This is a genomic window from Aquifex pyrophilus, from assembly GCF_054656935.1.
The window spans coordinates 18,591-36,287 of record NZ_BAAHXJ010000003.1 but is presented as its reverse complement, the minus strand read 5'-3'; the positions used below and the strand labels follow the sequence as shown (position 1 = coordinate 36,287).

Here is a 17,697-nt window from a genome sequence, read left to right as displayed (position 1 = left end):
CTACCTCTGAACGTCAATATTCATTCCGAGATGCAAGCCCATCTTCTCAAGGGCTTCCTTTATCTCAGCGAGAGCTTTCCTACCTATATTCTTAGTGTTTTTAAGCTCTTCTTCGGTCATCTTAACGAGGTCACCAATCGTGTTTATACCTATCCTCTTGAGGGAGTTAAGAGCCCTCTGGGATATATCAAGCTCCTCAATGGAGAGGGAGAGCTTCTCGGTGAGTTCATCGGAAACGACTTTCTGTTCCACAACGGGCTTCTTCTCGGAAACGTTCTCAAGGAGCTCGTAATGTTTCTTGAGTATCTCAAGGGCCTCTTTAAGGGAGTCGCTCGGGGACTTAACGCCGTTTGTGAATATCTCCATAATCAACCTTTCGTAGGTTGATTTCTTACCGACACGGACGTTTTCTATCCTGAAACCAACCTTTTTTACGGGAGAGAAATCCGCATCAACGAGAATCCATCCCACTTCCCCTATCGTTTCCATTTCCTCCGTGGGAACGTATCCCCTTCCCCTCTCAAGCCTTATCTCAATGTTTAACTCCTTGTTGGGGTCCGTTATCGTGGCTATATACTGGTCGGGGTTCAGTATCTCAACACTCGGGGGAGCTTTTATATCAGAGGCCTTCACCTCACCCTCTCCCTTTTTCTGTATGTAGAGAATCTCAACGTCGCTCTCACCTTTCATAACGAACTTAACCTTTTTGAGGTTCGCTATGAGCTCTATAGCGTCCTCCTGAACGCCCTCAATTGCGGAAAACTCGTGGTAAATTCCCTCTACCTTTACCGCGGTTATCGCGGTTCCCGTAATGGAGGAGAGGAGAACCCTCCTAAGGGAGTTTCCAACGGTAGTTCCGAATCCCCTCTCAAGGGGTTCAACAACGAGCCTTCCGTAGGTATCCGATAACTCCTCCCAGAATATTTTATTGGGATATACAAACTCGTTAAGCATACAAGCCCTCCGTTATACCTTAGAGTAGAACTCAATTATGTACTGGAGGTTTACGGGTATCTCCAGATACTCCTGAACGTTTTCGGGAAGCCTTATCACCCTTCCCCTGAAGTTGTCCTTATCAAGCTCAAGCCAGGAGGGTATTGAACGGGGGTCAACGTTTTCAAGGTTTTCCTTTATGAAGGGAATATCCCTTGACTTTTCCTTAATCTCAATAACGTCACCGGGCTCAACGAGGTAGGAGGGGATGTTTACCTTCTTTCCGTTTACGAGGACGTGCCCGTGGGCTACGAGCTGTCTTGCCTGCCTCCTCGTTGATGCGAATCCCAGCCTGTAAACTACGTTATCAAGCCTCCTCTCAAGGTATTGGAGAAGCATCTCTCCCGTGTTTTCCTTTGACTTTGAAGCCATATCAAAGTATCTCTTGAACTGCTTTTCCCTCAGTCCTCCGTATAGGAACTTGAGCTTCTGCTTTTCCATAAGGCGGAGTCCGTACTCGGTAAGCTTCTTCCTTCTTCCGTACTTCCTTCCGTGCTGTCCAGGGGGATAATTCCTCTTTGCGAGAATCTTGGGAGCGGATTTCTTGCCCGAAACTACAACTCCGAACCTTCTGTCAAGTTTTACCCAAGGTCCTATATACCTACCCATTTACACTCTCCTCCTCGCAGGGGGTCTGCAACCGTTGTGGGGAATGGGAGTAACGTCCCTTATCGCGGTAACCTTAACGCCCGAGGCGAAAACCGCCCTTACCGCGGACTCCCTTCCCGCGCCGGGTCCCTTTACCCATATCTCAACTTCCTGGAGTCCGTGTTCCTTTGCCATCTTCATCGCCTTCTGGGCTGCGAGTTGTGCAGCGTAGGGTGTTGACTTCCTCGTTCCCTTAAACCCTACGGTCCCACCGCTTGCCCAAGCTATAGTATTTCCCTGCATATCGGTAACGTTCACTATGGTGTTGTTAAAGGTTGTGTATATGTGAACTATTCCCTTTGTTACCTGTCTCTTTTGCTTCTTCTTCTTCGCCATTTTACCTACCTCCCTTACTTGGCCTTACCCTTTCTCGTGGTTCCTCCGACGGTTCTTCTCTTACCCTTTCTCGTTCTCGCGTTTGTTCTCGTCTGCTGTCCCCTTACGGGGAGTCCTCTCGCGTGCCTTATTCCCCTGTAACATCCCATATCCCTGAGCTTCTTAATGTTCAGCTGAACCTCCCTTCTCAAATCACCCTCAACCTTGTAGTTCTCGTCTATGAACTTTCTGAGTGTGTTTAGCTCGTCAGGGGTCAGGTCTCCTACCCTCTTCGTGCAGGGAATACCCGTCTTTTCGCATATCTCCCTTGCCCTTGACCATCCTATACCGTATATGTAGGTAAGGGCTACCTCAAGCTTCTTGTGGTTGGGAAGGTCAACGCCCGCTATTCTCGCCATCTCTTACCTCCGTTATCCCTGTCTCTGCTTGTGGCTGGGTATCTCACATATAACCATAACCCTTCCTTTTCTCCTTATAATCTTACACTTAGCACACCTTTTTCTTACGGAAGACCTTACCTTCATAAGCTACCTCCGAGTCGGAATACTTTAGTTTAACCTAACTCTTTGTAAATTGCAAGTTCAGAGCCTGTAGATTATCCTTCCCCTCGTGAGGTCGTAAGGGGAGAGCTCAACTTTCACCCTGTCTCCAGGCAGTATCCTTATGAAGTTGACCCTGAGCTTGCCCGCTATGTGGGCAAGAACTTCCTGCCCCGTATCAAGCTTAACCCTGAACATACCATTAGGAAGGGCTTCAACCACCTCACCTTCCAGAACTATGCCCCTCTCCTTTTCGTGCTCCTGCTTTCTCTTCTTCTTACCCATCTTACAACTCCGTTAAAATTATAGGCCCTTTTTTCGTTATAGCGACCGTGTGTTCAAAGTGAGCGGCAAGACTTCCGTCCTTTGTCTTTACGGTCCATCCGTCCCCGTCCTCAACGGTTTCCTCTGTACCGAGGGAAAGCATAGGCTCAATGGCTATAACCATTCCCTGCCTAAGCCTCGGGTTTTTCTTCCCGACGTCCTTTAAATTGTTAGGAATGAAAGGCTCTTCGTGAACCCTTCTTCCCACTCCATGCCCCCCGTATCGCTGTATCGTCTTAAATCCGTATCTTTCAGCCGTTTCCTGTATCGCCCTCGTTATATCTCCCACCTTTTTCCCGGGAATTGCCTTCTCTATTGCGTTGTAAAGGGCTTCCTTTGTTGCCTTGAGGAGCTTTTCTGCTTCGGGTGAGCCCTTTCCCGCTATTACCGTTATCGCGGAGTCTCCCGCATACCCATCAAGTATAGCCCCGAAGTCTATGCTTACCACGTCCCCCTCTTTTATTACCTTCTCCTTCTTCGGAAGCCCGTGAACAACCTCATCGTTTACGGATATACAAAGGGCGGCAGGATAGCTGACGTCCGAAAAGGGAGGTTTATAACCTAAAAAGGCGGGCTTTGCTCCCCTTTTCTTAGTCTCCTCCCTCGCTATCATCTCAAGATCCCAGGTTGAGACCCCGGGCTTCACGTTTTCCGCAACTATATGAAGGACCTCAGCAACAACCTTTGCCGCCCTCTTTATCTTCTCAATCTCCCTGTTTGAGTAAAGCTCAATTGCCATTTCCTATAACCTCTAAGATTTCCTTATAAACCTCATCTATGGGCTTGGTAGCGTCCAGTTTCTTTAATATATTTTTCCTCTCGTAATATTCAATGAGGGGAGCTGTCTGCTTCCTGTAAACCTCCAGTCTCTTTTTTATTACCTCGGGTTTATCGTCCTCCCTCTGGATGACCTCAACGCCGGGAGGCGGAGGGTTGTATTTAATATGGTAAACCTTTCCGGTTTTCGGGTCTATCCTCCTTCCCGAAAGCCTTTCTATTACGACCTCGTCGGGGACGTCAAAGAGAAAGACGTATTCAACCTTAAGTCCCCTTTTTTGGAGCATCTCGTCAAGGGCCTTTGCCTGTGCAACGGTTCTCGGAAATCCGTCAAATATAACCTTCCCGTGCTGGGGGAAAACTTCCTCTATGAGGGCTATTATGAGCTCGTCGGGAACGAGCTCCCCCCTGTCCATATACTCCTTTGCCTTCCTGCCGAGGGGCGTTCCCTTCTGAACCGCTTCCCTGAGAAGGTCTCCCGTTGATATATGGACAAAACCCTTCTCCTCCGCGAGTTTCTTTGCCTGGGTTCCCTTCCCCGCACCGGGAGGGCCCAAGAATACGAGTATCATTCCTTACCTCCTTACGTAGCTTTTATACTTTTTCTGTATCAGATAGGTCTCTATCTGCCTGAAGGTATCAAGGGCCACACCGACGACTATCAGAGCAGTAGTCCCTCCGAAGTAAAAGGGAATGTTCAGCCACACGCTCACGAGTATGGGAATGAGGGCTATTACCGAAAGAAAGAGTGCTCCGAAGAAGACAAGCCTGTTTATTATTCTCTCAAGGTATTTAACCGTGTCCTGACCTGGTCTAACGCCTGGTATGAATGCACCCGCTTTGTGGAGGTTTTCGGCAACCTCAACGGGGTTTATGAGAACAGCGGTGTAAAAGTAAGTGAAGAACACTATAAAGACAACGTAAAGGAAGTTATAAAAGATTGAGCCGGGCGCGAACATATCCGCAAACACCTTAACGAAGGGGTTCTCTATAACGTTGAGAATGGTTGAGGGAATGAGAAGGAGAGCCTGGGCAAAGATTATGGGTATAACACCGGCGGGGTTAATCTTAATGGGGAGGTATGTCCTTCTTCCCGCGTATAGCTGTCTTCCGACCTGCCTTCCGGGGTATTGTATGGGTATCCTTCTTTCCGCCTCCTGAACGTAAACTATTCCCACTATTATCCCTATAACGAGGGCGACTATCAGGAGAAGTGTAAGGGGTCCCACGTCCCCCGTTTTTACCTTTTCCCAGAACTGAATTAAGGCATTCGGAAATCCCGCAACTATTCCCGCAAAGATTATGAGAGAAGCACCGTTTCCTATTCCCCTCTCGGTTATTCGGTCCGCAATCCAGACGAGAAACATCGTTCCTGTAACGAGGGTTAAAACCGCTATGAGAATGAATCCTATGCCCGGATTTTCAACAACGGGAATTCCCTTTGGGGATACCTGTCCCCTCACCCAGAGGACTATACCTATGGACTGGACAATCGCGACGAAGAGTGTTAGGTATCGGGTGTACTCGTTTATCTTATACCTTCCGTAGTCTCCCTCTTCCTTTGCGAGTCTTTGGAGGTGGGGAATGGCTACCGTGAGGAGTTGCATCATTATGGAGGCGGATATGTAGGGCATAACGCCGAGGGCGAAAACCGTGAGCCTGCTCAAGTTTCCCCCAGAGAATATGTCGTAAAGGGCAAATATGGACCCCTCAAGGGATTTAAGAAAGTCCTGAAGGGCGTCGGGATTTATCCCGGGAATGGGTATGTGGCTTCCGAGCCTGTAAATGGCGAACATAAGGAGAGTAAATATGAACTTGTCCCTTAGCTCTTTTAACTCAAAAATGGCCTTCAGGTATTCCGACATGTAAAAAGATTTTATAATAGGCTTCTCTTGAAAAAGGGACAAGCGGAGAGATATTTTAATCTTTATGCTGGAACTCTTAACGGAAAAGTTTAGCGGAGCCCTTGATAAGCTCACGAAGGCGAGAAAGATAACCGAGAAAAACGTAAACCAGACCTTAAGGGAGATAAGGCTCGCACTCCTTGAGGCGGATGTTGATTACGAGGTTGCTAAGAACTTCGTAAAGAGGATAAGGGAAAAGGTTGTGGGAAGGGAGGTTCCCAAGAACTTAAGCCCTGCGGAGTTCGTTATAAAGACCGTATATGAGGAGCTTGTAAACATACTGGGAGGGGAAAGGGAAGAGCTTAAAGAGGGAACGGTTTTATTCGTAGGTCTTCAGGGAACGGGTAAGACTACGACCATAGGAAAGCTCGCAAACCTTTTGAAGAAGGAAGGAAAGAAGGTTGCGGTTTCTTCAACGGACGTGAGAAGACCCGCGGCTATGCTCCAGCTTGAGAGACTTGCGGAAAGGGTTGGTGTTCCCTACTATGGATTTGAGGAAGGTCTTAGTGCTGTTGACATAGCTAAAAGGGCGGTATCAAAGGCGAAGGAAGAAGGGGTTGATTACCTGCTCCTTGATACCGCGGGAAGGCTTCACGTTGACGAGGAACTTATGACGGAGCTTGAGGAGATTAAGAGTGTGACGAATCCCTCGGAGATTATTTACGTTGCGGACGCCATGCAGGGTCAGACCGCCCTTGAGACCGCAAAGACCTTCCACGAAAGGTTAGGACTCACGGGTGTGATACTCACGAAGATGGACGGCGACGCGAGGGGAGGTGTAGCCCTCTCGGTAAAGGAAGTCCTCGGAGTTCCCATAAAGTTCATAGGTGTAGGGGAGAAGATAGAGGATTTAGAGCCCTTCTATCCCGACAGGATAGCCCAGAGAATTCTCGGACTCGGAGATATCCAGAGCCTCGTTGAGAGGGCACAGGAGGTAATAACAGAGGATAAGGCTCAGGTAATGGCGACGAAGGTAATGACGGGGGAGTTTGACCTTGAGGACCTAAGAGACATGCTCAGAATGATTCAACAGATGGGACCCCTTGATAAGCTCCTCTCAATGATTCCGGGTGTTGCTCCCCAGTTGAAGCATATAAAGGTTGACGAGAAGCAGTTTAAGAAGATTGAGGCGATTATAAACTCCATGACTCCCGAGGAGAGGAGAAATCCCAAAATCATAAACATGAGCAGGAAGAAGAGAATAGCGAAGGGTAGCGGGACAACGGTTTCGGACGTGAACAAACTCTTGAAGCGTTACGAGGAGATGAAGAAGATGATGAAGAAGCTCCAAAAGGCCGGCGGAATTCCCCATATGCCGAAGATGCCCAAATTCCCCTTCGGAGGTTTCAGGTTCTAAAAAATTTTTTTGTGATACAATATTCCTTCCGAGTTCTGAAAACGGAGGTAATGGGAATTGGCGGTAAGGATTAGACTCGCTAAGTTCGGGAGAAGGCACCACCCCATATACAGGATTGTTGTGATGGACGCGAAGTCCCCAAGAGAGGGAAGATATCTTGATATCCTTGGAACCTATGACCCCAAGAGGAAGGTCTTAATCAACGTTTACCCCGAGAAGGTAAAGGAGTGGGTTTTAAAAGGTGTTGAGCTTTCTCATAGAGCAAAAGCTATTTTATGGAACCATGGTATACTAAAGGAGGTCGTTCCCGAAGATTACGAGATGAAAAGGGTAGGTGATTACTACGTTTTTGAAAAGCGTAAATCCAAAAAATCCAAAGGAGGTGAAGCGGCATGAGCGCACTTAAGGACATCGTGGAAATAACCGCAAAAGAGCTTGTGGACAACAAGGATAAGGTAAGGGTTACTGAGATTGAGGGAGAGAAGACTGTTGTAATTGAGCTCAGGGTTGACCCCGCTGAGCTCGGAAAGGTGATAGGTAAGCAGGGCAGAATCGCAAGAGCCCTCAGAACCATCCTCACAGCAATAGGAAGAAAGATAGGAAAGAGGGTGGTTCTGGAGATACTTGAGTAATAAAGCCCCTCTCTGGGGCTTCCCCCTTTAATTATGAAAGAGAAATTAGTTATTTCTTTACTTTCTTTTTTCCTCGGATTAGGTAGTTTTTTCAGTTTTTATGTAGCTCCCACCCTTTTCAGGGTTCTTGAGCGTCAGCAGGCGGGTGCGGTAGTAGAGAAGGTTTTCCCCGTTTATTTCGGTATAGGAATTCTCTTAGTTTTAATTTCCCTGATTATCGGATACAGCTTCGGTAAGCTTTTTACCGCCTTAGCCCTCGCAAATTTGCTCCTCCTTTTCCTTGAGGAGTTTTACATAGTTCCCACAATGCACAGCCTTAAACAAACGGATTACAATCTCTTTATGAAGTATCACGGCATATCCATGCTCATAAATCTCCTCATACTTCTCCTCACTTTTGTGAAAATCGTTATACTAATACTAAAGAGGTAAAGTATGAGTGCAAAGGATACGGTTCGTTCAATGGTGATAGAGTTCGCAAAAAACATAAACGAGACTGAGCCCTTTAATACAAAGCTTACGGAGTTTAAGCTAAAGCTAAAGTCAACCATAACGATGCTCCTCTTCCAGATTCCCGACCAGGAGGTTAAACAGGAGCAGTTTAAGGACGTTGTTGAGGGCATAAACGAGGCTATCGTTGAGATAAGCAAGGAGATTAAATACGACAACGAAAAGCTCCTTGAAAGGTATGCCCTCTTTTTTGAGACCTTAAATGGCGTTCTTAAGGAGTATCTTGAGAGGGAAGACCTCAACGACAAGCACGAGCTTTCACAGCTGAGCAGTAAGATATCAAAGATACTTGAGAGGATAAGGCTTGAACTCAAGGAGAAGAAGGGAGGAATACTTAAACTTATAAAGAGAATGATTTTCAGGTCTTAATGTTTCTTCCCCTTATCGTTTACACAGCCGGGTGGTTTTTTCAGGCCTTCACGGGTTTCGGTGCGGGTATATTCATAGTCGGAATACTATCCCTCATATACGACCCGAAGGAGGTAATAGTCTCCTCAACGGTTGTTAATCTCCTCGGAATAATCTTTATGTTCCTTTTTCTGAAAAGAAGGCCCGCTTTTTCCTTGCTTTATCCCCTTATTCTCGGTTCCTTTTTCGGCATAGCCATAAGCTCAAAGCTGTTAATCCTGATAAACAAAGAAGCCCTTAAAGTCTTAATAGGTTTGTTCATTCTGTTCCTCGGCTTTTACGATTACCTCGTTCAGAGCAAAAAGCTGAGGTTCTCTTTAAAACCTTCGCCATTTAACGGATTCGTTGCCGGTTTCCTGAGCGGTATATTTGCGGGATTAATAGGGATGGGTGGACCTCCTCCGGTCGTTTACCTGAACCAGGTCTGCAAGGATATAGAGAGGTTCAAGGCAACCCTTACCTTCTTCTTCGGAACCAATGTCCTAATGAGGATATTCTTTTATACTTTTTACGGCTCTGATTACTGGAATGCGGAGCTTATAATTCCCGCCTTCCTTTCCGTTCCCCTCGGTGTTTTTTCGGGTCTCCTTTTATCGCGATACGTGAGTGCTCCCTTCCTTAAGCGGTTTATCGCCCTCAGCATACTCCTCCTCGGTGTGTTTCTCACCTTCAGCGGTTTTGAAGAGTTTCTCGGTCTCCCTTTTAAACATTAGGTAGTAAAAAACAGCCCTAACGAAGGTCTCAAAGGTCATGTATCCCCAGGGAACGAGTGGAGAGTGAATTACCTTGAGGGTGAAGTAAGAGGGGATAATTCGGAAAATCCAGAAGGAGGATATGTTAACGATAAGGGGAATGGTAGTTCTTCCCATTCCCTTTAAGGCTCCTGAGAATATGGCTGCGTATGCCATCGCGGGCTGGGATATAGCAACTATCCTGAGGTAGTAGGAAGCCCACTCTATAACTTCATTATCCCTGCTGAAGGGATAAACGAAGATGTGGGGAAAAAGGAAGAGAATAAGCCCGAGGATGCTCATAACGAGTGCTGTGAAGTTCGCGGCAACCCTTACCGCGTGAACCATACCCCTGTAGTTCTTTGCACCGAAGTTCTGGCCCGCAAGGGTTGTGCTCGCAACCATAACACCGAAACCCACCATAAAGGATATGCTCTCAACCCTCAAGCCTATCTGGTGAGCCGCGAGAACTTTATCCCCGAACTTTGCGAGAAATCCGACAAACACGTTAAAGGAAAGGGTTGTGATAGCCCTCTCAAGGGCGGTCGGTGTTCCGAGCCTAATCATTCTGAGGAGAATTCCCGGTTCGTATTCCGGCTTAATGGGAAAGGGCTTCTTATAAAAGAGTAAAAGAAAACTGTATATGAAAAAGGCGAGGGTTTCCGAGACAGCTATACCCCAGCCCGCTCCCTGAACTCCGAGAGCGGGAAAACCGAACTTTCCGTTTATTAAGGTGTATGCGGTGAGTATGTGGGTTATGTTCATAAGTATGGCAACCTTCATGGGTGTTTTCGTATCTCCCGCACCGTTATAAGCTCCGTAAAAGGTGTTAGTTAGGAAACCTATCGGTATGAACCAGAAAATCGGTTTCAGATATTCCCCTGCGAGTTCTCTTACCGTCTTGCTCGCTCCGAGCAGTTCCATAAGCTGAAGAACGAGCTCCCTCCCGTAGAAGAAGAGGGGAAGGGATATGAGAAAGGAGAGGAGAAGGCCGTTTATTAGAACGGGGGAAGGGTTTTTTTTCGCTCCCACAAACTGGGCTATCAGTATATTCGTACCCGAGTAGGATATGGCCATAAAAGAGTAAACGAACCAGAGGAGTGAGAGAGAGAATCCCGTTGCGGCAACTGCCGACGGAGATATGGAAGAGACGAGAACCATTGATATCATATTCTCAATCGTGTAGAGGAGGTTAACGACTATTATGGGAACCGAAAGCTTTATTACCTTTTTTACAATGCTCGTAAAGGGCTCATCGGGGCTGACGATAATTCTCTGCATGGAAACTTTTTAATTTTAACTAAAATAAAGGCAATGGAAAACTTAAAGGCTGTGATGTACGCTCTCCTTTCCGCGTTAATATGGGGAAGTGCACCTATACTTTTCAAGCTCGGACTAAAGGGAGATATCCCACCCCTTGCGGGTATCTTTATACACAACCTTACCGCAACAATCTTTGCATTGATTTTACTCCTTCTCTTGAGGGAAAATCCCTTTTCCTACCCATACAAGGAAGTTCTGACGGTAGCTCTCGGGGGTTTCGTTTCGGGATTTTTGGGACTCCTCGTTTATTACAAGGCTGTGAAGGTGGGGGAGGTCTCAATCGTTGCCCCCATAGCCTCCAGCTCCCCGTTATTTTCCGTTCTCTTTGCGGTAATCTTTCTCGGTGAGAGCTTTTCCCTTGTAAAGCTTCTGGGAACGCTCCTTGTTGTGAGCGGTATAATTCTTTTAACAACCGCGAAGTAGAAATAGAATAAATTATATTGAATTCCTCAAAGCCTTTCGGAGGAGGTAAATGGCAAAGGTAAAGGGACTAAAATGCAGAGAGTGCGGAAGGGAGTATCCCGCGGAACCCATACACGTATGTGAGTTCTGCTTCGGACCCCTTGAAGTTGTATACGATTACGATGAGATAAAGCGAAATATCTCAAGGGAGAAGATTGAGAAGGGACCAAAGAGCCTATGGAGATACGTTGACCTTCTTCCCGTTGAAAACCCGACAGTGGGATTGACCGCAGGTTTTACTCCCCTGAAGAGGGCGGAAAAGCTGGGGGAGGTTCTCGGTCTGAAGAACCTTTATATAAAGGACGACAGCGTTAATCATCCAACCCTCTCTTTTAAGGATAGAGTTGTCTCGGTTGCCCTTTCAAAGGCAAAGGAGTTCGGATTTGATACAGCGGCCTGTGCCTCTACGGGAAACCTCGCAAACTCCGTGGCAGCTCACTCCGCTCAGGCGGGCATGAATTGCTTCGTTTTCATTCCCGCAAACCTTGAATCCCAGAAGATAATTGGCTCACTCGTATTTAATCCGACGGTTGTAGCGGTTGAGGGGAATTACGATGACGTTAACAGGCTCTGTTCGGAGATAGCGAACGACCTGGGGTGGGCATTCGTAAACATAAACATAAGACCTTACTACGCTGAAGGTTCAAAGACCCTTGCCTTTGAGGTTGCGGAACAGCTCGGCTGGAGGGCTCCCGACGTTGTTGTTGCTCCCGCAGCTTCTGGCTCCCTCTACACGAAGATATGGAAGGGCTTTAACGAGCTCAAGAAGGTTGGCCTCATAGACGAAGTGAGAACGAGGATGTACGGGGCACAGGCTGAAGGATGCTCCCCAATAGCCCAGGCCTGGAGGGAAGGCAGGGACTTTATAAAACCAGTAAAGCCAAATACGATAGCGAAATCCATAGCCATCGGAAACCCTGCAGACGGGATATACGCACTCCAGGTTGCCAAAGAGAGCAACGGAGCGTGGGAAACCGCAACGGACGAGGAAATCATAGAGGGCATTAAGCTCCTTGCGGAGACAGAGGGCATATTCACAGAAACCGCCGGGGGAACGACGATAGCGGTTCTCAAAAAATACGTAGAGAAGGGAATGATATCTCCGGAGGAGACGGTGGTCGTTTACATAACGGGAAACGGCTACAAGACTATGGAAGTCCTTGAAGGAAAGCTCAAAGCCCCCGTAAGGATAAAGCCCACACTTAAGGACTTTAAAGAAAAGGTTTTAGCGAGGGTGTAGTTATGAAAGAGCTTTTTCTCTTTCTTCACGTTGTTCTTGCGACCTTCTGGGTCGGCGGTATGCTTTTCCTCTCCCTCGTTGTAGCCCCTTACCTCAAGGATAAGCCCCAGATAAGGAATGAGGCCTTCCAGGAAGTCGGGAAGAGGTTTTCCCTTTACGGAACGTTCCTATCCCTTCTTTTACTTTTGATAACTGGTTTAGTAAATGCTTACTTATTACACGGAGGTTTTAGAAGAAGCATATACGAAAAGCTCTTTTTATTCTTTATCGTCGTAATCGTCTCCCTTTTCCACGACCTCTGGGCGGGAAAGAAGGCCTTATACTCGGAAAAGCACAGAAAGATAGCCAAGTGGCTCGGGATAATTAACCTCATTTTGAGCCTCCTGCTTGTTTACATGGGTGTAAGGATAAGGTTGGGTTTATAATTCTCTTTAAATGGTTTTCCTGCTTCTTATCTTATTTACCTTTGTTTACGGGGAAGTTGTCGCGGAGTTAAACGGTAGAAAAATAACTGAAAAAGAATTTAACGTAATCTTTAATACGTTCTGGAAAAGGGTGGTTCACCTATCTTCGGTAAAGCCTACGTTAAAAGAGAAAAGGGTTTTCCTGATGGATTACGTTTCAAAGTTAATCGTCTTAGAAGAAGCCCAAAAAATGGGATTAAAAGTTTCGGAAAAGGAAGTTAAAAACTTTATAAGAACAAAGGTGGGGGTAAATATTAAGGAGAAACCGGTTCTTGATATGATAAAGGCGGAAATATTAACGGAAAAGCTTATAGATAGATTAATGGATAAAGAGAAAGTAGATTTTTCCGAGGACAAGCTAAGGGCTTACTACGAGTATTACAGGAGGGAGTTTTACTATCCTACAAGCGTAAAGCTTTTGGGTATTTGGGCAAAAGACAGAAAAACGGCTTTAAAAGTTAGGGAAAACTTGTTAAAGGGTGAGGAAATTTTTGAAGAAGAAGGTGTTAAAGTCGGTAAATCTTCGTGGTTTTCGTTGTCTTCCCTTCCCAGAAAGGTGAAAAGAAATTTCCCAAGTATAAGTAAAGGCTCTGTATCCAGACCTATAAGAATAAATGGAGGATACCTCGTATTTAAGATTCTCGACAAGAGGGAAGGGGGAATCATTCCCTTTGAGAGGGCAAAACCCCTAATAAAGAAAAGGATTCTTAAAGAAAAGAGAAAGGAGGTTTTTAAAAGATGGTTTATGAACGTTTTAAAGGATTACAGGGTAAAGTTCTACTGGGAAAACTTATAGGTCTTCTTTTATTCTCTTTAGTATTCGGATACTTGATAGACAAGGTTGTCGCTTCAGTAAACGGAGAGCCAATACTTGAGAGCGATGTAAAGATGGCGGAGCTTTACTACGGCATGAAGGATAGAAAAAGCATACTTGAGAGGCTGATAGAGGTTAACCTCATATACCAGTATATGGTGTCACGGGGTATTAGCATTCCGGATAACAAAATAGACGAGATACTTAAGGATATAGCGAGGAGAAACGGTTTAAGCGTTGAGGAGCTTGCAAAGGAATTAAAAAAATACGGACTTACCTTAAAGGACTTTAAGGACTTCCTGAGGAAGGATTTGATAGCTACGGTAGGACTCAGGGAGTACCTTCTTAAGCAGGTTTCCGTTACCGATGTTGAACTGGAACTTGCAAAGCTAAAGAAGGGAAAGGTAAAGGTAAAAAAGGAGATAGAGCTTCTAATTCTTCCCAAGGAGAAGGGGAAGGAACTTTTAAACCTCCTCGGTTCTGAAGTTAACCTTAAAGGACTTTCCGAGAAGCTGGGGGGAGCGTATCAGAGGCTAATGGTGGAAAAGGGAGAGCTTATAAAGGAGCTTGATAAACAGGTTTGGAAAGCAAAGAAAGGGGAACTGGTATTTGCGGAAGATGATAAGAATATTTATGTTGTAAAAATCCTGAAGACACATACGGAGGTTGAAGGTGTTGATACCGAAAAGCTGAAAGAGGAAATACTTCAAAAAAAGCTTGAGGAGGCTTACAGGAAGCTTCTTCGGGAGCTTAAAGAGAACAGCGTTATAACTATTGTTGAGAGATGAGTTCCTTAAGTTTTTGGAAGTCCTTTATGAGCGTTTCTTCTTCTCTCGGGTTTCTTAGAACGTAAGCGGGGTGGTAGGTGAGGAATACCTTTATCTTGGGGTTGAAGGGGTATAGGAAGACCTGTCCCCGCACTTTTGTGATTTTTAGACTCTTTCCGAGGATACCTTCTCCTGCGGTTGCACCGAGACAGCATATAACTTTGGGCTGTATAACCTCTATTTCCTTCTTAAGGTAAGGGAAGCATGCCCTCATCTCAAGGGGGGTAGGCTTCCTGTTGTTGGGAGGTCTGCACTTGCACACGTTCGTTATGTAAACCTCTTTCCTTTCCATACCGAGGACTTCCCTGATGAGCCTATTTAGGAGCTGTCCCGCCCTTCCAACGAAAGGTTTCCCCTGTCTGTCTTCTTCCTCTCCGGGTGCCTCACCAACAAACATAAGAGGAGAGTAGGGATTTCCATCCCCGGGAACAACCTGGGTTCTTGATTTGTGAAGGTCACATTTTTTACAGTCCTTCCACTCTTCGTAAAGTTTCCTCAGTATTTCTTCCCTATCCTCTTTTTTATCCTTCGTTTCACTCATCATATAAATCTCCGTTATGCCTATCTGCTCAAGAGCCTTTAAGGTTTCCTTTATGCCCATTACTCTATTACCTCAACCTCTTCCTCTTCAAACTTATCACCTATTAGCTCCCAGCTTCTGTAGGAAGAAACCTTTCCCTTCTGAACCGAGAGAATTATGTAAGAGAGGTCGGGAAAGGCTCTCTGCCTGTCAAACTCCGAGGGTCTGTCGGGATGGTCGGGATGGGAGTGGTAAACTCCGATTATCTCAAGTCCCTTTGATATGGCGTAATCCTCCGCCCTCATGTAATCCTTCGGGGCTATCTCATACCTGTCGTGCTTTCTATCGGGGTTTGCATTCGGGGTTTCAAAGGCCTCAAGGGCTATCCTTTTATTCCCCTCGGTCCTTCCAAGGAGAAGTCCACACGTCTCGTAGGGGTAATCCCTCTCCGCCTGCTCCTTTATCTTCTCAATAACGTCTCTTTTTATCACCAGCATACTTTTATACTAAACTAATATGCTCTGCTACATTAACTACAAGAGGGTTGATAAACCCCTTGAAATTCCTAACCTTGAGGTTGAGATAGGTTTCGGAAGGGGGGACTTTATCGTTAAACTCGCAAAGGAAAGACCAGAGAAAAACTACCTCGGGATAGAACTTTCCCAGATATCCGTTGAGAAATTGATGAAGAGAGTGGAGAGGGAGAAACTTAAGAACGTTTACTGCACCCGCATAGACGCTTATTGGGGCTTTTTTCTTTTATTTGAAGACGAACAGGTTGAGAACATTTACATGAACTACCCCGACCCCTGGTTCAAGAAAAGACACCACAAAAGGAGGCTAACTACTCCCGAAAGGCTTTACATCTTTGCGAGAAGGCTAAAGACGGGAGGGGAGATAAGGATACGCTCCGATAACAGGGAATTTATAGACTTCACGATAGAAACCGCAAAGTTTTTGGAATGCTTTGAGATAAAGGAGGGCATACTTGACGTGAAAGAGCCTTTAACAAAGTATGAGGAAAAGTGGCTCTCCATGGGGAGAACCCTTTACAGGCTTAATTTAAAGAAGTTAAGAAAGCCCAAAGAAGTCCCGCATCCTACTATTGAGGAGGTAAGGGAGTTGTTCCCCGTAAAGGTAAAGGCAAAGGAGTTAAAAGCGGAGTTCATTGAGAACAGGGAGTTTAAACTGGGTGAGGAGGTTTACTTCAAAACCTTCAAGCTCTGGGAGAAGGATGGAAGCTATCTCATTGAGTCCCTTCTATCGGAAAAGGGATACTACCAGAAATTCTTTATACAGCTGAAGAGAAAAGGAGAAGAATTCGTTATTGATGTCTCACCTTTTAGCGAAGTGTTAAGAACGAGAAATCTGCAAAGGGCTATAAATAAGGTGGCGGAGCTTGTTGAAAGTCTTTAAGCCTTAACTTCTTGCTTTTCTTCCTTCTTTTCCTTTTCCTCTTCCTTCAGGTCCTCCGCCTTCACCTCTTTAACGTTTTCCATTTCACCTGATAGGGCTTTCCTGAAGTTCCTTATTCCTTCTCCGAGAGCCTTCCCCGCCTCGGGAAGCCTTCCCGCTCCGAAAAGGAGAAGTATTACCGCAAGGATGATTATCAACTCGGTCATGGATATACCACCGGGAAGCATTTATCCTTCCTCCTTCTTAATGTCCTTTTTTTCTTCTTGCTCTCCCGATAGGGCTTTCTTGAAGTTCCTTATCCCTTCTCCGAGACCCCTTCCAACCTCGGGGAGTTTACTGGCACCGAAGAGAACAAGTATAACGAGAAGTATGAGTATTAACTGCCAAGGTAAAGGGAAATGCATATCACCCTCCTTACGGAGTTAATTTAAAGCGGAGGGAAGGAAAAAGCAAGTTAGTAAACGACGTAAGGAAGAAGCCCAAGCTGTCTTGCCCTCTTTATCTGAACCGCAAGCCTTCTCTGGTGTTTAGCACATAACCCTGTCTGCTTTCTTCCCTTTATCCTTCCCCTCTCGGTCATAAAGTTCCTAAGCTCCTCGTAGTTCTTATAATCGGGTTCTCTCTTCTCTTCACAATACATACAAACCTTCTTCTTAGCAGCCCTTACAACCATACTTTCACCTCCATATTAAAAGGGGATTTCGTCCTCTTCATCAAAAGGTGTCTCTTCCTCAATAGTTTTCTTTATCTCCTCTTCAATGCTTTTAGCGGTTTCTTCCTCTTCGGAAACTGCTTCCTCTTCCGCACCCTTAGGCTTACTTATAATCTTCACGTTTTCCGCCATAATTCTTACCTTTGAGAACTTCCTCCCTTCCCTTTCCCACTTTTCCTGAATCAGCCTTCCTTCAACGAGAACGAGGTATCCCTTTGAGAGCCTCGTGGTGAAGTCCTCGGCCGGTTTTCCGTAAGCTTTAACCTCAAAGAAATGGGTCTCCTCCCTCCAGTCCTCGTTCACTTTAAACCTTCTGTTGTAAGCAACGGTGAACTCAACAACGGGTGTTCCGCTGGGAAGGTAAGTTAGAACAGGGTCGTTTGTAAGTCTTCCTATTAGCAGAACCTTATTTAGCATTTCCCCTTACTTCGCTCTCCTTAATCTGAAAATTTAACCACCTTATAACGTCCTCGTCAATCTTTAACTGGAAATCAAGCTCGTTGGGAAGCTGGGGATTTTCGGTCTTGAACTGAATGAGGAAATACCTTGCGTTGTTAAACTTTTGAATGGGGTATGCAAGGGTCTTCATTCCCCAGTCCTCTTCGTAAAGAAGCTCTCCTCCTTTTTGTTTGATAAATTCTTTCACCTGCTCAAACTTCTTCTTCACCTCTTCCTCGGAAAGGGTGGGTTTGAGTGCGAACACGGTCTCGTAATACCTTAAAGTTTTGTAATGCCTTGTTCTCGGCATGCTCACACCTCC

Annotated in this window: 28 protein-coding genes and 1 pseudogene; 12 read left to right on the top strand and 17 right to left on the bottom strand. The window is 45.9% G+C overall.

Annotated elements, in window-relative coordinates:
* From ACYQZ0_RS00725 to secY, 9 genes are read right to left on the bottom strand one after another with little or no spacing between them, the layout of a single operon-like run.
* The gene (locus ACYQZ0_RS00725; RefSeq protein WP_459774464.1) at nt 1-954 is read right to left on the bottom strand and encodes a DNA-directed RNA polymerase subunit alpha; all 954 of its coding nucleotides are present in this window, start codon (nt 952-954) and stop codon (nt 1-3) included.
* A gap of 12 nt (nt 955-966) precedes the next feature.
* Entirely contained in the window at nt 967-1,602 is a 636-nt protein-coding gene (rpsD, locus tag ACYQZ0_RS00720) for a 30S ribosomal protein S4 (RefSeq protein WP_459774462.1), read from the bottom strand.
* Nucleotides 1,603-1,977: a 30S ribosomal protein S11 gene (rpsK, locus tag ACYQZ0_RS00715; RefSeq protein WP_459774460.1), complete on the bottom strand. Its 375-nt coding sequence runs from the start codon at nt 1,975-1,977 to the stop codon at nt 1,603-1,605.
* Nucleotides 1,978-1,991: 14 nt separating this feature from the next.
* Nucleotides 1,992-2,375 (bottom strand): 30S ribosomal protein S13, encoded by a 384-nt coding sequence (rpsM, locus tag ACYQZ0_RS00710; RefSeq protein ID WP_459774458.1) that lies wholly within the window; start codon nt 2,373-2,375, stop codon nt 1,992-1,994.
* 12 nt (nt 2,376-2,387) lie between these two features.
* On the bottom strand, nt 2,388-2,501 hold the full coding sequence (gene rpmJ / locus ACYQZ0_RS00705; protein WP_459774456.1) for a 50S ribosomal protein L36: 114 nt from the start codon (nt 2,499-2,501) through the stop codon (nt 2,388-2,390).
* 57 nt (nt 2,502-2,558) lie between these two features.
* Entirely contained in the window at nt 2,559-2,801 is a 243-nt protein-coding gene (infA, locus tag ACYQZ0_RS00700; protein WP_459774455.1) for a translation initiation factor IF-1, read from the bottom strand.
* A 1-nt stretch (nt 2,802) separates the two neighbouring features.
* Nucleotides 2,803-3,579: a type I methionyl aminopeptidase gene (map, locus tag ACYQZ0_RS00695; RefSeq protein ID WP_459774454.1), complete on the bottom strand. Its 777-nt coding sequence runs from the start codon at nt 3,577-3,579 to the stop codon at nt 2,803-2,805.
* Nucleotides 3,569-4,189 carry an adenylate kinase gene (locus ACYQZ0_RS00690; protein WP_459774453.1) on the bottom strand — a complete coding sequence of 207 codons (621 nt, stop codon included), beginning with the start codon at nt 4,187-4,189 and terminating at the stop codon, nt 3,569-3,571. Before ACYQZ0_RS00690 ends, map begins: the two co-directional genes overlap by 11 nt.
* 3 nt (nt 4,190-4,192) lie before the next feature.
* Complete coding sequence (gene secY / locus ACYQZ0_RS00685) at nt 4,193-5,482, bottom strand: preprotein translocase subunit SecY (RefSeq protein ID WP_459774452.1); 1,290 nt, start codon at nt 5,480-5,482, stop codon at nt 4,193-4,195.
* 64 nt (nt 5,483-5,546) lie between these two features.
* On the opposite strand from secY, the gene ffh reads away from it, so the two are divergent.
* The 6 genes and pseudogenes from ffh to ACYQZ0_RS00655 form a co-directional block, all read left to right on the top strand.
* Nucleotides 5,547-6,878, top strand: coding sequence for a signal recognition particle protein (gene ffh, locus ACYQZ0_RS00680; RefSeq protein WP_459774451.1), 1,332 nt, complete (start codon nt 5,547-5,549; stop codon nt 6,876-6,878).
* A gap of 57 nt (nt 6,879-6,935) precedes the next feature.
* Complete coding sequence (gene rpsP / locus ACYQZ0_RS00675) at nt 6,936-7,274, top strand: 30S ribosomal protein S16 (RefSeq protein WP_459774450.1); 339 nt, start codon at nt 6,936-6,938, stop codon at nt 7,272-7,274.
* Nucleotides 7,271-7,510, top strand: a complete 240-nt coding sequence (locus tag ACYQZ0_RS00670) for a KH domain-containing protein (RefSeq protein ID WP_459774449.1) — start codon at nt 7,271-7,273, stop codon at nt 7,508-7,510. Before rpsP ends, ACYQZ0_RS00670 begins: the two co-directional genes overlap by 4 nt.
* Nucleotides 7,511-7,543: 33 nt before the next feature.
* Nucleotides 7,544-7,942, top strand: coding sequence for a DUF4149 domain-containing protein (locus ACYQZ0_RS00665; RefSeq protein ID WP_459774448.1), 399 nt, complete (start codon nt 7,544-7,546; stop codon nt 7,940-7,942).
* Nucleotides 7,943-7,945: 3 nt separating this feature from the next.
* Nucleotides 7,946-8,389: a hypothetical protein gene (locus ACYQZ0_RS00660; RefSeq protein ID WP_459774447.1), complete on the top strand. Its 444-nt coding sequence runs from the start codon at nt 7,946-7,948 to the stop codon at nt 8,387-8,389.
* Nucleotides 8,389-9,033 (top strand): annotated as a pseudogene (locus ACYQZ0_RS00655) (sulfite exporter TauE/SafE family protein); the annotation flags it as partial. The gene ACYQZ0_RS00660 and the pseudogene ACYQZ0_RS00655, both read left to right, overlap by 1 nt.
* On the opposite strand, the gene ACYQZ0_RS00650 reads toward ACYQZ0_RS00655, so the two are convergent.
* Complete coding sequence (locus ACYQZ0_RS00650) at nt 9,019-10,440, bottom strand: MATE family efflux transporter (RefSeq protein WP_459774446.1); 1,422 nt, start codon at nt 10,438-10,440, stop codon at nt 9,019-9,021. The pseudogene ACYQZ0_RS00655 and the gene ACYQZ0_RS00650 sit on opposite strands and share 15 nt — an antisense overlap.
* A gap of 33 nt (nt 10,441-10,473) precedes the next feature.
* On the opposite strand from ACYQZ0_RS00650, the gene ACYQZ0_RS00645 reads away from it, so the two are divergent.
* The 5 genes from ACYQZ0_RS00645 to ACYQZ0_RS00625 are packed head-to-tail and all read left to right on the top strand — an operon-like array spanning nt 10,474 to nt 14,250.
* Entirely contained in the window at nt 10,474-10,905 is a 432-nt protein-coding gene (locus ACYQZ0_RS00645) for an EamA family transporter (protein WP_459774445.1), read from the top strand.
* A gap of 49 nt (nt 10,906-10,954) precedes the next feature.
* Nucleotides 10,955-12,184 carry a threonine synthase gene (gene thrC / locus ACYQZ0_RS00640; RefSeq protein WP_459774444.1) on the top strand — a complete coding sequence of 410 codons (1,230 nt, stop codon included), beginning with the start codon at nt 10,955-10,957 and terminating at the stop codon, nt 12,182-12,184.
* 2 nt (nt 12,185-12,186) lie between these two features.
* The gene (locus tag ACYQZ0_RS00635) at nt 12,187-12,609 is read left to right on the top strand and encodes a DUF4149 domain-containing protein (protein WP_459774443.1); all 423 of its coding nucleotides are present in this window, start codon (nt 12,187-12,189) and stop codon (nt 12,607-12,609) included.
* 10 nt (nt 12,610-12,619) lie between these two features.
* Nucleotides 12,620-13,444, top strand: a complete 825-nt coding sequence (locus ACYQZ0_RS00630) for a peptidyl-prolyl cis-trans isomerase (RefSeq protein WP_459774442.1) — start codon at nt 12,620-12,622, stop codon at nt 13,442-13,444.
* Complete coding sequence (locus tag ACYQZ0_RS00625) at nt 13,387-14,250, top strand: peptidylprolyl isomerase (protein WP_459774441.1); 864 nt, start codon at nt 13,387-13,389, stop codon at nt 14,248-14,250. The genes ACYQZ0_RS00630 and ACYQZ0_RS00625 overlap by 58 nt, the downstream gene beginning before the upstream one ends.
* Here the strand turns inward: ACYQZ0_RS00625 and ACYQZ0_RS00620 are convergent.
* Complete coding sequence (locus ACYQZ0_RS00620; protein ID WP_459774440.1) at nt 14,234-14,890, bottom strand: uracil-DNA glycosylase family protein; 657 nt, start codon at nt 14,888-14,890, stop codon at nt 14,234-14,236. The genes ACYQZ0_RS00625 and ACYQZ0_RS00620 overlap by 17 nt on opposite strands.
* Nucleotides 14,890-15,306 (bottom strand): M67 family metallopeptidase, encoded by a 417-nt coding sequence (locus ACYQZ0_RS00615; protein ID WP_459774439.1) that lies wholly within the window; start codon nt 15,304-15,306, stop codon nt 14,890-14,892. The genes ACYQZ0_RS00620 and ACYQZ0_RS00615 overlap by 1 nt, the downstream gene beginning before the upstream one ends.
* Before the next feature lie 19 nt (nt 15,307-15,325).
* Between ACYQZ0_RS00615 and trmB the strand changes: the two genes are divergently transcribed.
* A complete protein-coding gene (gene trmB / locus ACYQZ0_RS00610; protein WP_459774438.1) occupies nt 15,326-16,225 on the top strand; it encodes a tRNA (guanosine(46)-N7)-methyltransferase TrmB in 900 nt (299 codons plus the stop codon).
* On the opposite strand, the gene tatA (ACYQZ0_RS00605) is transcribed toward trmB, so the two are convergent.
* From tatA (ACYQZ0_RS00605) to rpsF, 5 genes are read right to left on the bottom strand one after another with little or no spacing between them, the layout of a single operon-like run.
* Nucleotides 16,222-16,452 carry a twin-arginine translocase TatA/TatE family subunit gene (gene tatA / locus ACYQZ0_RS00605; protein ID WP_459774437.1) on the bottom strand — a complete coding sequence of 77 codons (231 nt, stop codon included), beginning with the start codon at nt 16,450-16,452 and terminating at the stop codon, nt 16,222-16,224. The two genes, trmB and tatA (ACYQZ0_RS00605), sit on opposite strands and share 4 nt — an antisense overlap.
* Nucleotides 16,453-16,629, bottom strand: coding sequence for a twin-arginine translocase TatA/TatE family subunit (tatA, locus tag ACYQZ0_RS00600; RefSeq protein ID WP_459774436.1), 177 nt, complete (start codon nt 16,627-16,629; stop codon nt 16,453-16,455).
* A 50-nt stretch (nt 16,630-16,679) separates the two neighbouring features.
* Nucleotides 16,680-16,898, bottom strand: coding sequence for a 30S ribosomal protein S18 (rpsR, locus tag ACYQZ0_RS00595; RefSeq protein WP_459774435.1), 219 nt, complete (start codon nt 16,896-16,898; stop codon nt 16,680-16,682).
* Between the two features lie 15 nt (nt 16,899-16,913).
* Nucleotides 16,914-17,354 (bottom strand): single-stranded DNA-binding protein, encoded by a 441-nt coding sequence (gene ssb / locus ACYQZ0_RS00590; protein WP_459774434.1) that lies wholly within the window; start codon nt 17,352-17,354, stop codon nt 16,914-16,916.
* Nucleotides 17,344-17,685 carry a 30S ribosomal protein S6 gene (gene rpsF, locus ACYQZ0_RS00585; RefSeq protein WP_459774433.1) on the bottom strand — a complete coding sequence of 114 codons (342 nt, stop codon included), beginning with the start codon at nt 17,683-17,685 and terminating at the stop codon, nt 17,344-17,346. Before rpsF ends, ssb begins: the two co-directional genes overlap by 11 nt.
* Between the last annotated feature and the right edge of the window lie 12 nt (nt 17,686-17,697).

Excerpts from the sequence above, each read along its gene's own strand:
- ACYQZ0_RS00725 (WP_459774464.1), bottom strand. The coding sequence starts at position 954 with ATGCTTAACGAGTTTGTATATCCCAATAAAATATTCTGGGAGGAGTTA.
- rpsD (WP_459774462.1), bottom strand. The coding sequence starts at position 1,602 with ATGGGTAGGTATATAGGACCTTGGGTAAAACTTGACAGAAGGTTCGGA.
- rpsK (WP_459774460.1), bottom strand. The coding sequence starts at position 1,977 with ATGGCGAAGAAGAAGAAGCAAAAGAGACAGGTAACAAAGGGAATAGTT.
- rpsM (WP_459774458.1), bottom strand. The coding sequence starts at position 2,375 with ATGGCGAGAATAGCGGGCGTTGACCTTCCCAACCACAAGAAGCTTGAG.
- rpmJ (WP_459774456.1), bottom strand. The coding sequence starts at position 2,501 with ATGAAGGTAAGGTCTTCCGTAAGAAAAAGGTGTGCTAAGTGTAAGATT.
- infA (WP_459774455.1), bottom strand. The coding sequence starts at position 2,801 with ATGGGTAAGAAGAAGAGAAAGCAGGAGCACGAAAAGGAGAGGGGCATA.
- map (WP_459774454.1), bottom strand. The coding sequence starts at position 3,579 with ATGGCAATTGAGCTTTACTCAAACAGGGAGATTGAGAAGATAAAGAGG.
- ACYQZ0_RS00690 (WP_459774453.1), bottom strand. The coding sequence starts at position 4,189 with ATGATACTCGTATTCTTGGGCCCTCCCGGTGCGGGGAAGGGAACCCAG.
- secY (WP_459774452.1), bottom strand. The coding sequence starts at position 5,482 with ATGTCGGAATACCTGAAGGCCATTTTTGAGTTAAAAGAGCTAAGGGAC.
- ffh (WP_459774451.1), top strand. The coding sequence starts at position 5,547 with ATGCTGGAACTCTTAACGGAAAAGTTTAGCGGAGCCCTTGATAAGCTC.
- ACYQZ0_RS00670 (WP_459774449.1), top strand. The coding sequence starts at position 7,271 with ATGAGCGCACTTAAGGACATCGTGGAAATAACCGCAAAAGAGCTTGTG.
- ACYQZ0_RS00665 (WP_459774448.1), top strand. The coding sequence starts at position 7,544 with ATGAAAGAGAAATTAGTTATTTCTTTACTTTCTTTTTTCCTCGGATTA.
- ACYQZ0_RS00660 (WP_459774447.1), top strand. The coding sequence starts at position 7,946 with ATGAGTGCAAAGGATACGGTTCGTTCAATGGTGATAGAGTTCGCAAAA.
- ACYQZ0_RS00650 (WP_459774446.1), bottom strand. The coding sequence starts at position 10,440 with ATGCAGAGAATTATCGTCAGCCCCGATGAGCCCTTTACGAGCATTGTA.
- ACYQZ0_RS00645 (WP_459774445.1), top strand. The coding sequence starts at position 10,474 with ATGGAAAACTTAAAGGCTGTGATGTACGCTCTCCTTTCCGCGTTAATA.
- thrC (WP_459774444.1), top strand. The coding sequence starts at position 10,955 with ATGGCAAAGGTAAAGGGACTAAAATGCAGAGAGTGCGGAAGGGAGTAT.
- ACYQZ0_RS00635 (WP_459774443.1), top strand. The coding sequence starts at position 12,187 with ATGAAAGAGCTTTTTCTCTTTCTTCACGTTGTTCTTGCGACCTTCTGG.
- ACYQZ0_RS00630 (WP_459774442.1), top strand. The coding sequence starts at position 12,620 with ATGGTTTTCCTGCTTCTTATCTTATTTACCTTTGTTTACGGGGAAGTT.
- ACYQZ0_RS00625 (WP_459774441.1), top strand. The coding sequence starts at position 13,387 with ATGGTTTATGAACGTTTTAAAGGATTACAGGGTAAAGTTCTACTGGGA.
- ACYQZ0_RS00620 (WP_459774440.1), bottom strand. The coding sequence starts at position 14,890 with ATGGGCATAAAGGAAACCTTAAAGGCTCTTGAGCAGATAGGCATAACG.
- ACYQZ0_RS00615 (WP_459774439.1), bottom strand. The coding sequence starts at position 15,306 with ATGCTGGTGATAAAAAGAGACGTTATTGAGAAGATAAAGGAGCAGGCG.
- trmB (WP_459774438.1), top strand. The coding sequence starts at position 15,326 with ATGCTCTGCTACATTAACTACAAGAGGGTTGATAAACCCCTTGAAATT.
- tatA (WP_459774437.1), bottom strand. The coding sequence starts at position 16,452 with ATGCTTCCCGGTGGTATATCCATGACCGAGTTGATAATCATCCTTGCG.
- tatA (WP_459774436.1), bottom strand. The coding sequence starts at position 16,629 with ATGCATTTCCCTTTACCTTGGCAGTTAATACTCATACTTCTCGTTATA.
- rpsR (WP_459774435.1), bottom strand. The coding sequence starts at position 16,898 with ATGGTTGTAAGGGCTGCTAAGAAGAAGGTTTGTATGTATTGTGAAGAG.
- ssb (WP_459774434.1), bottom strand. The coding sequence starts at position 17,354 with ATGCTAAATAAGGTTCTGCTAATAGGAAGACTTACAAACGACCCTGTT.
- rpsF (WP_459774433.1), bottom strand. The coding sequence starts at position 17,685 with ATGCCGAGAACAAGGCATTACAAAACTTTAAGGTATTACGAGACCGTG.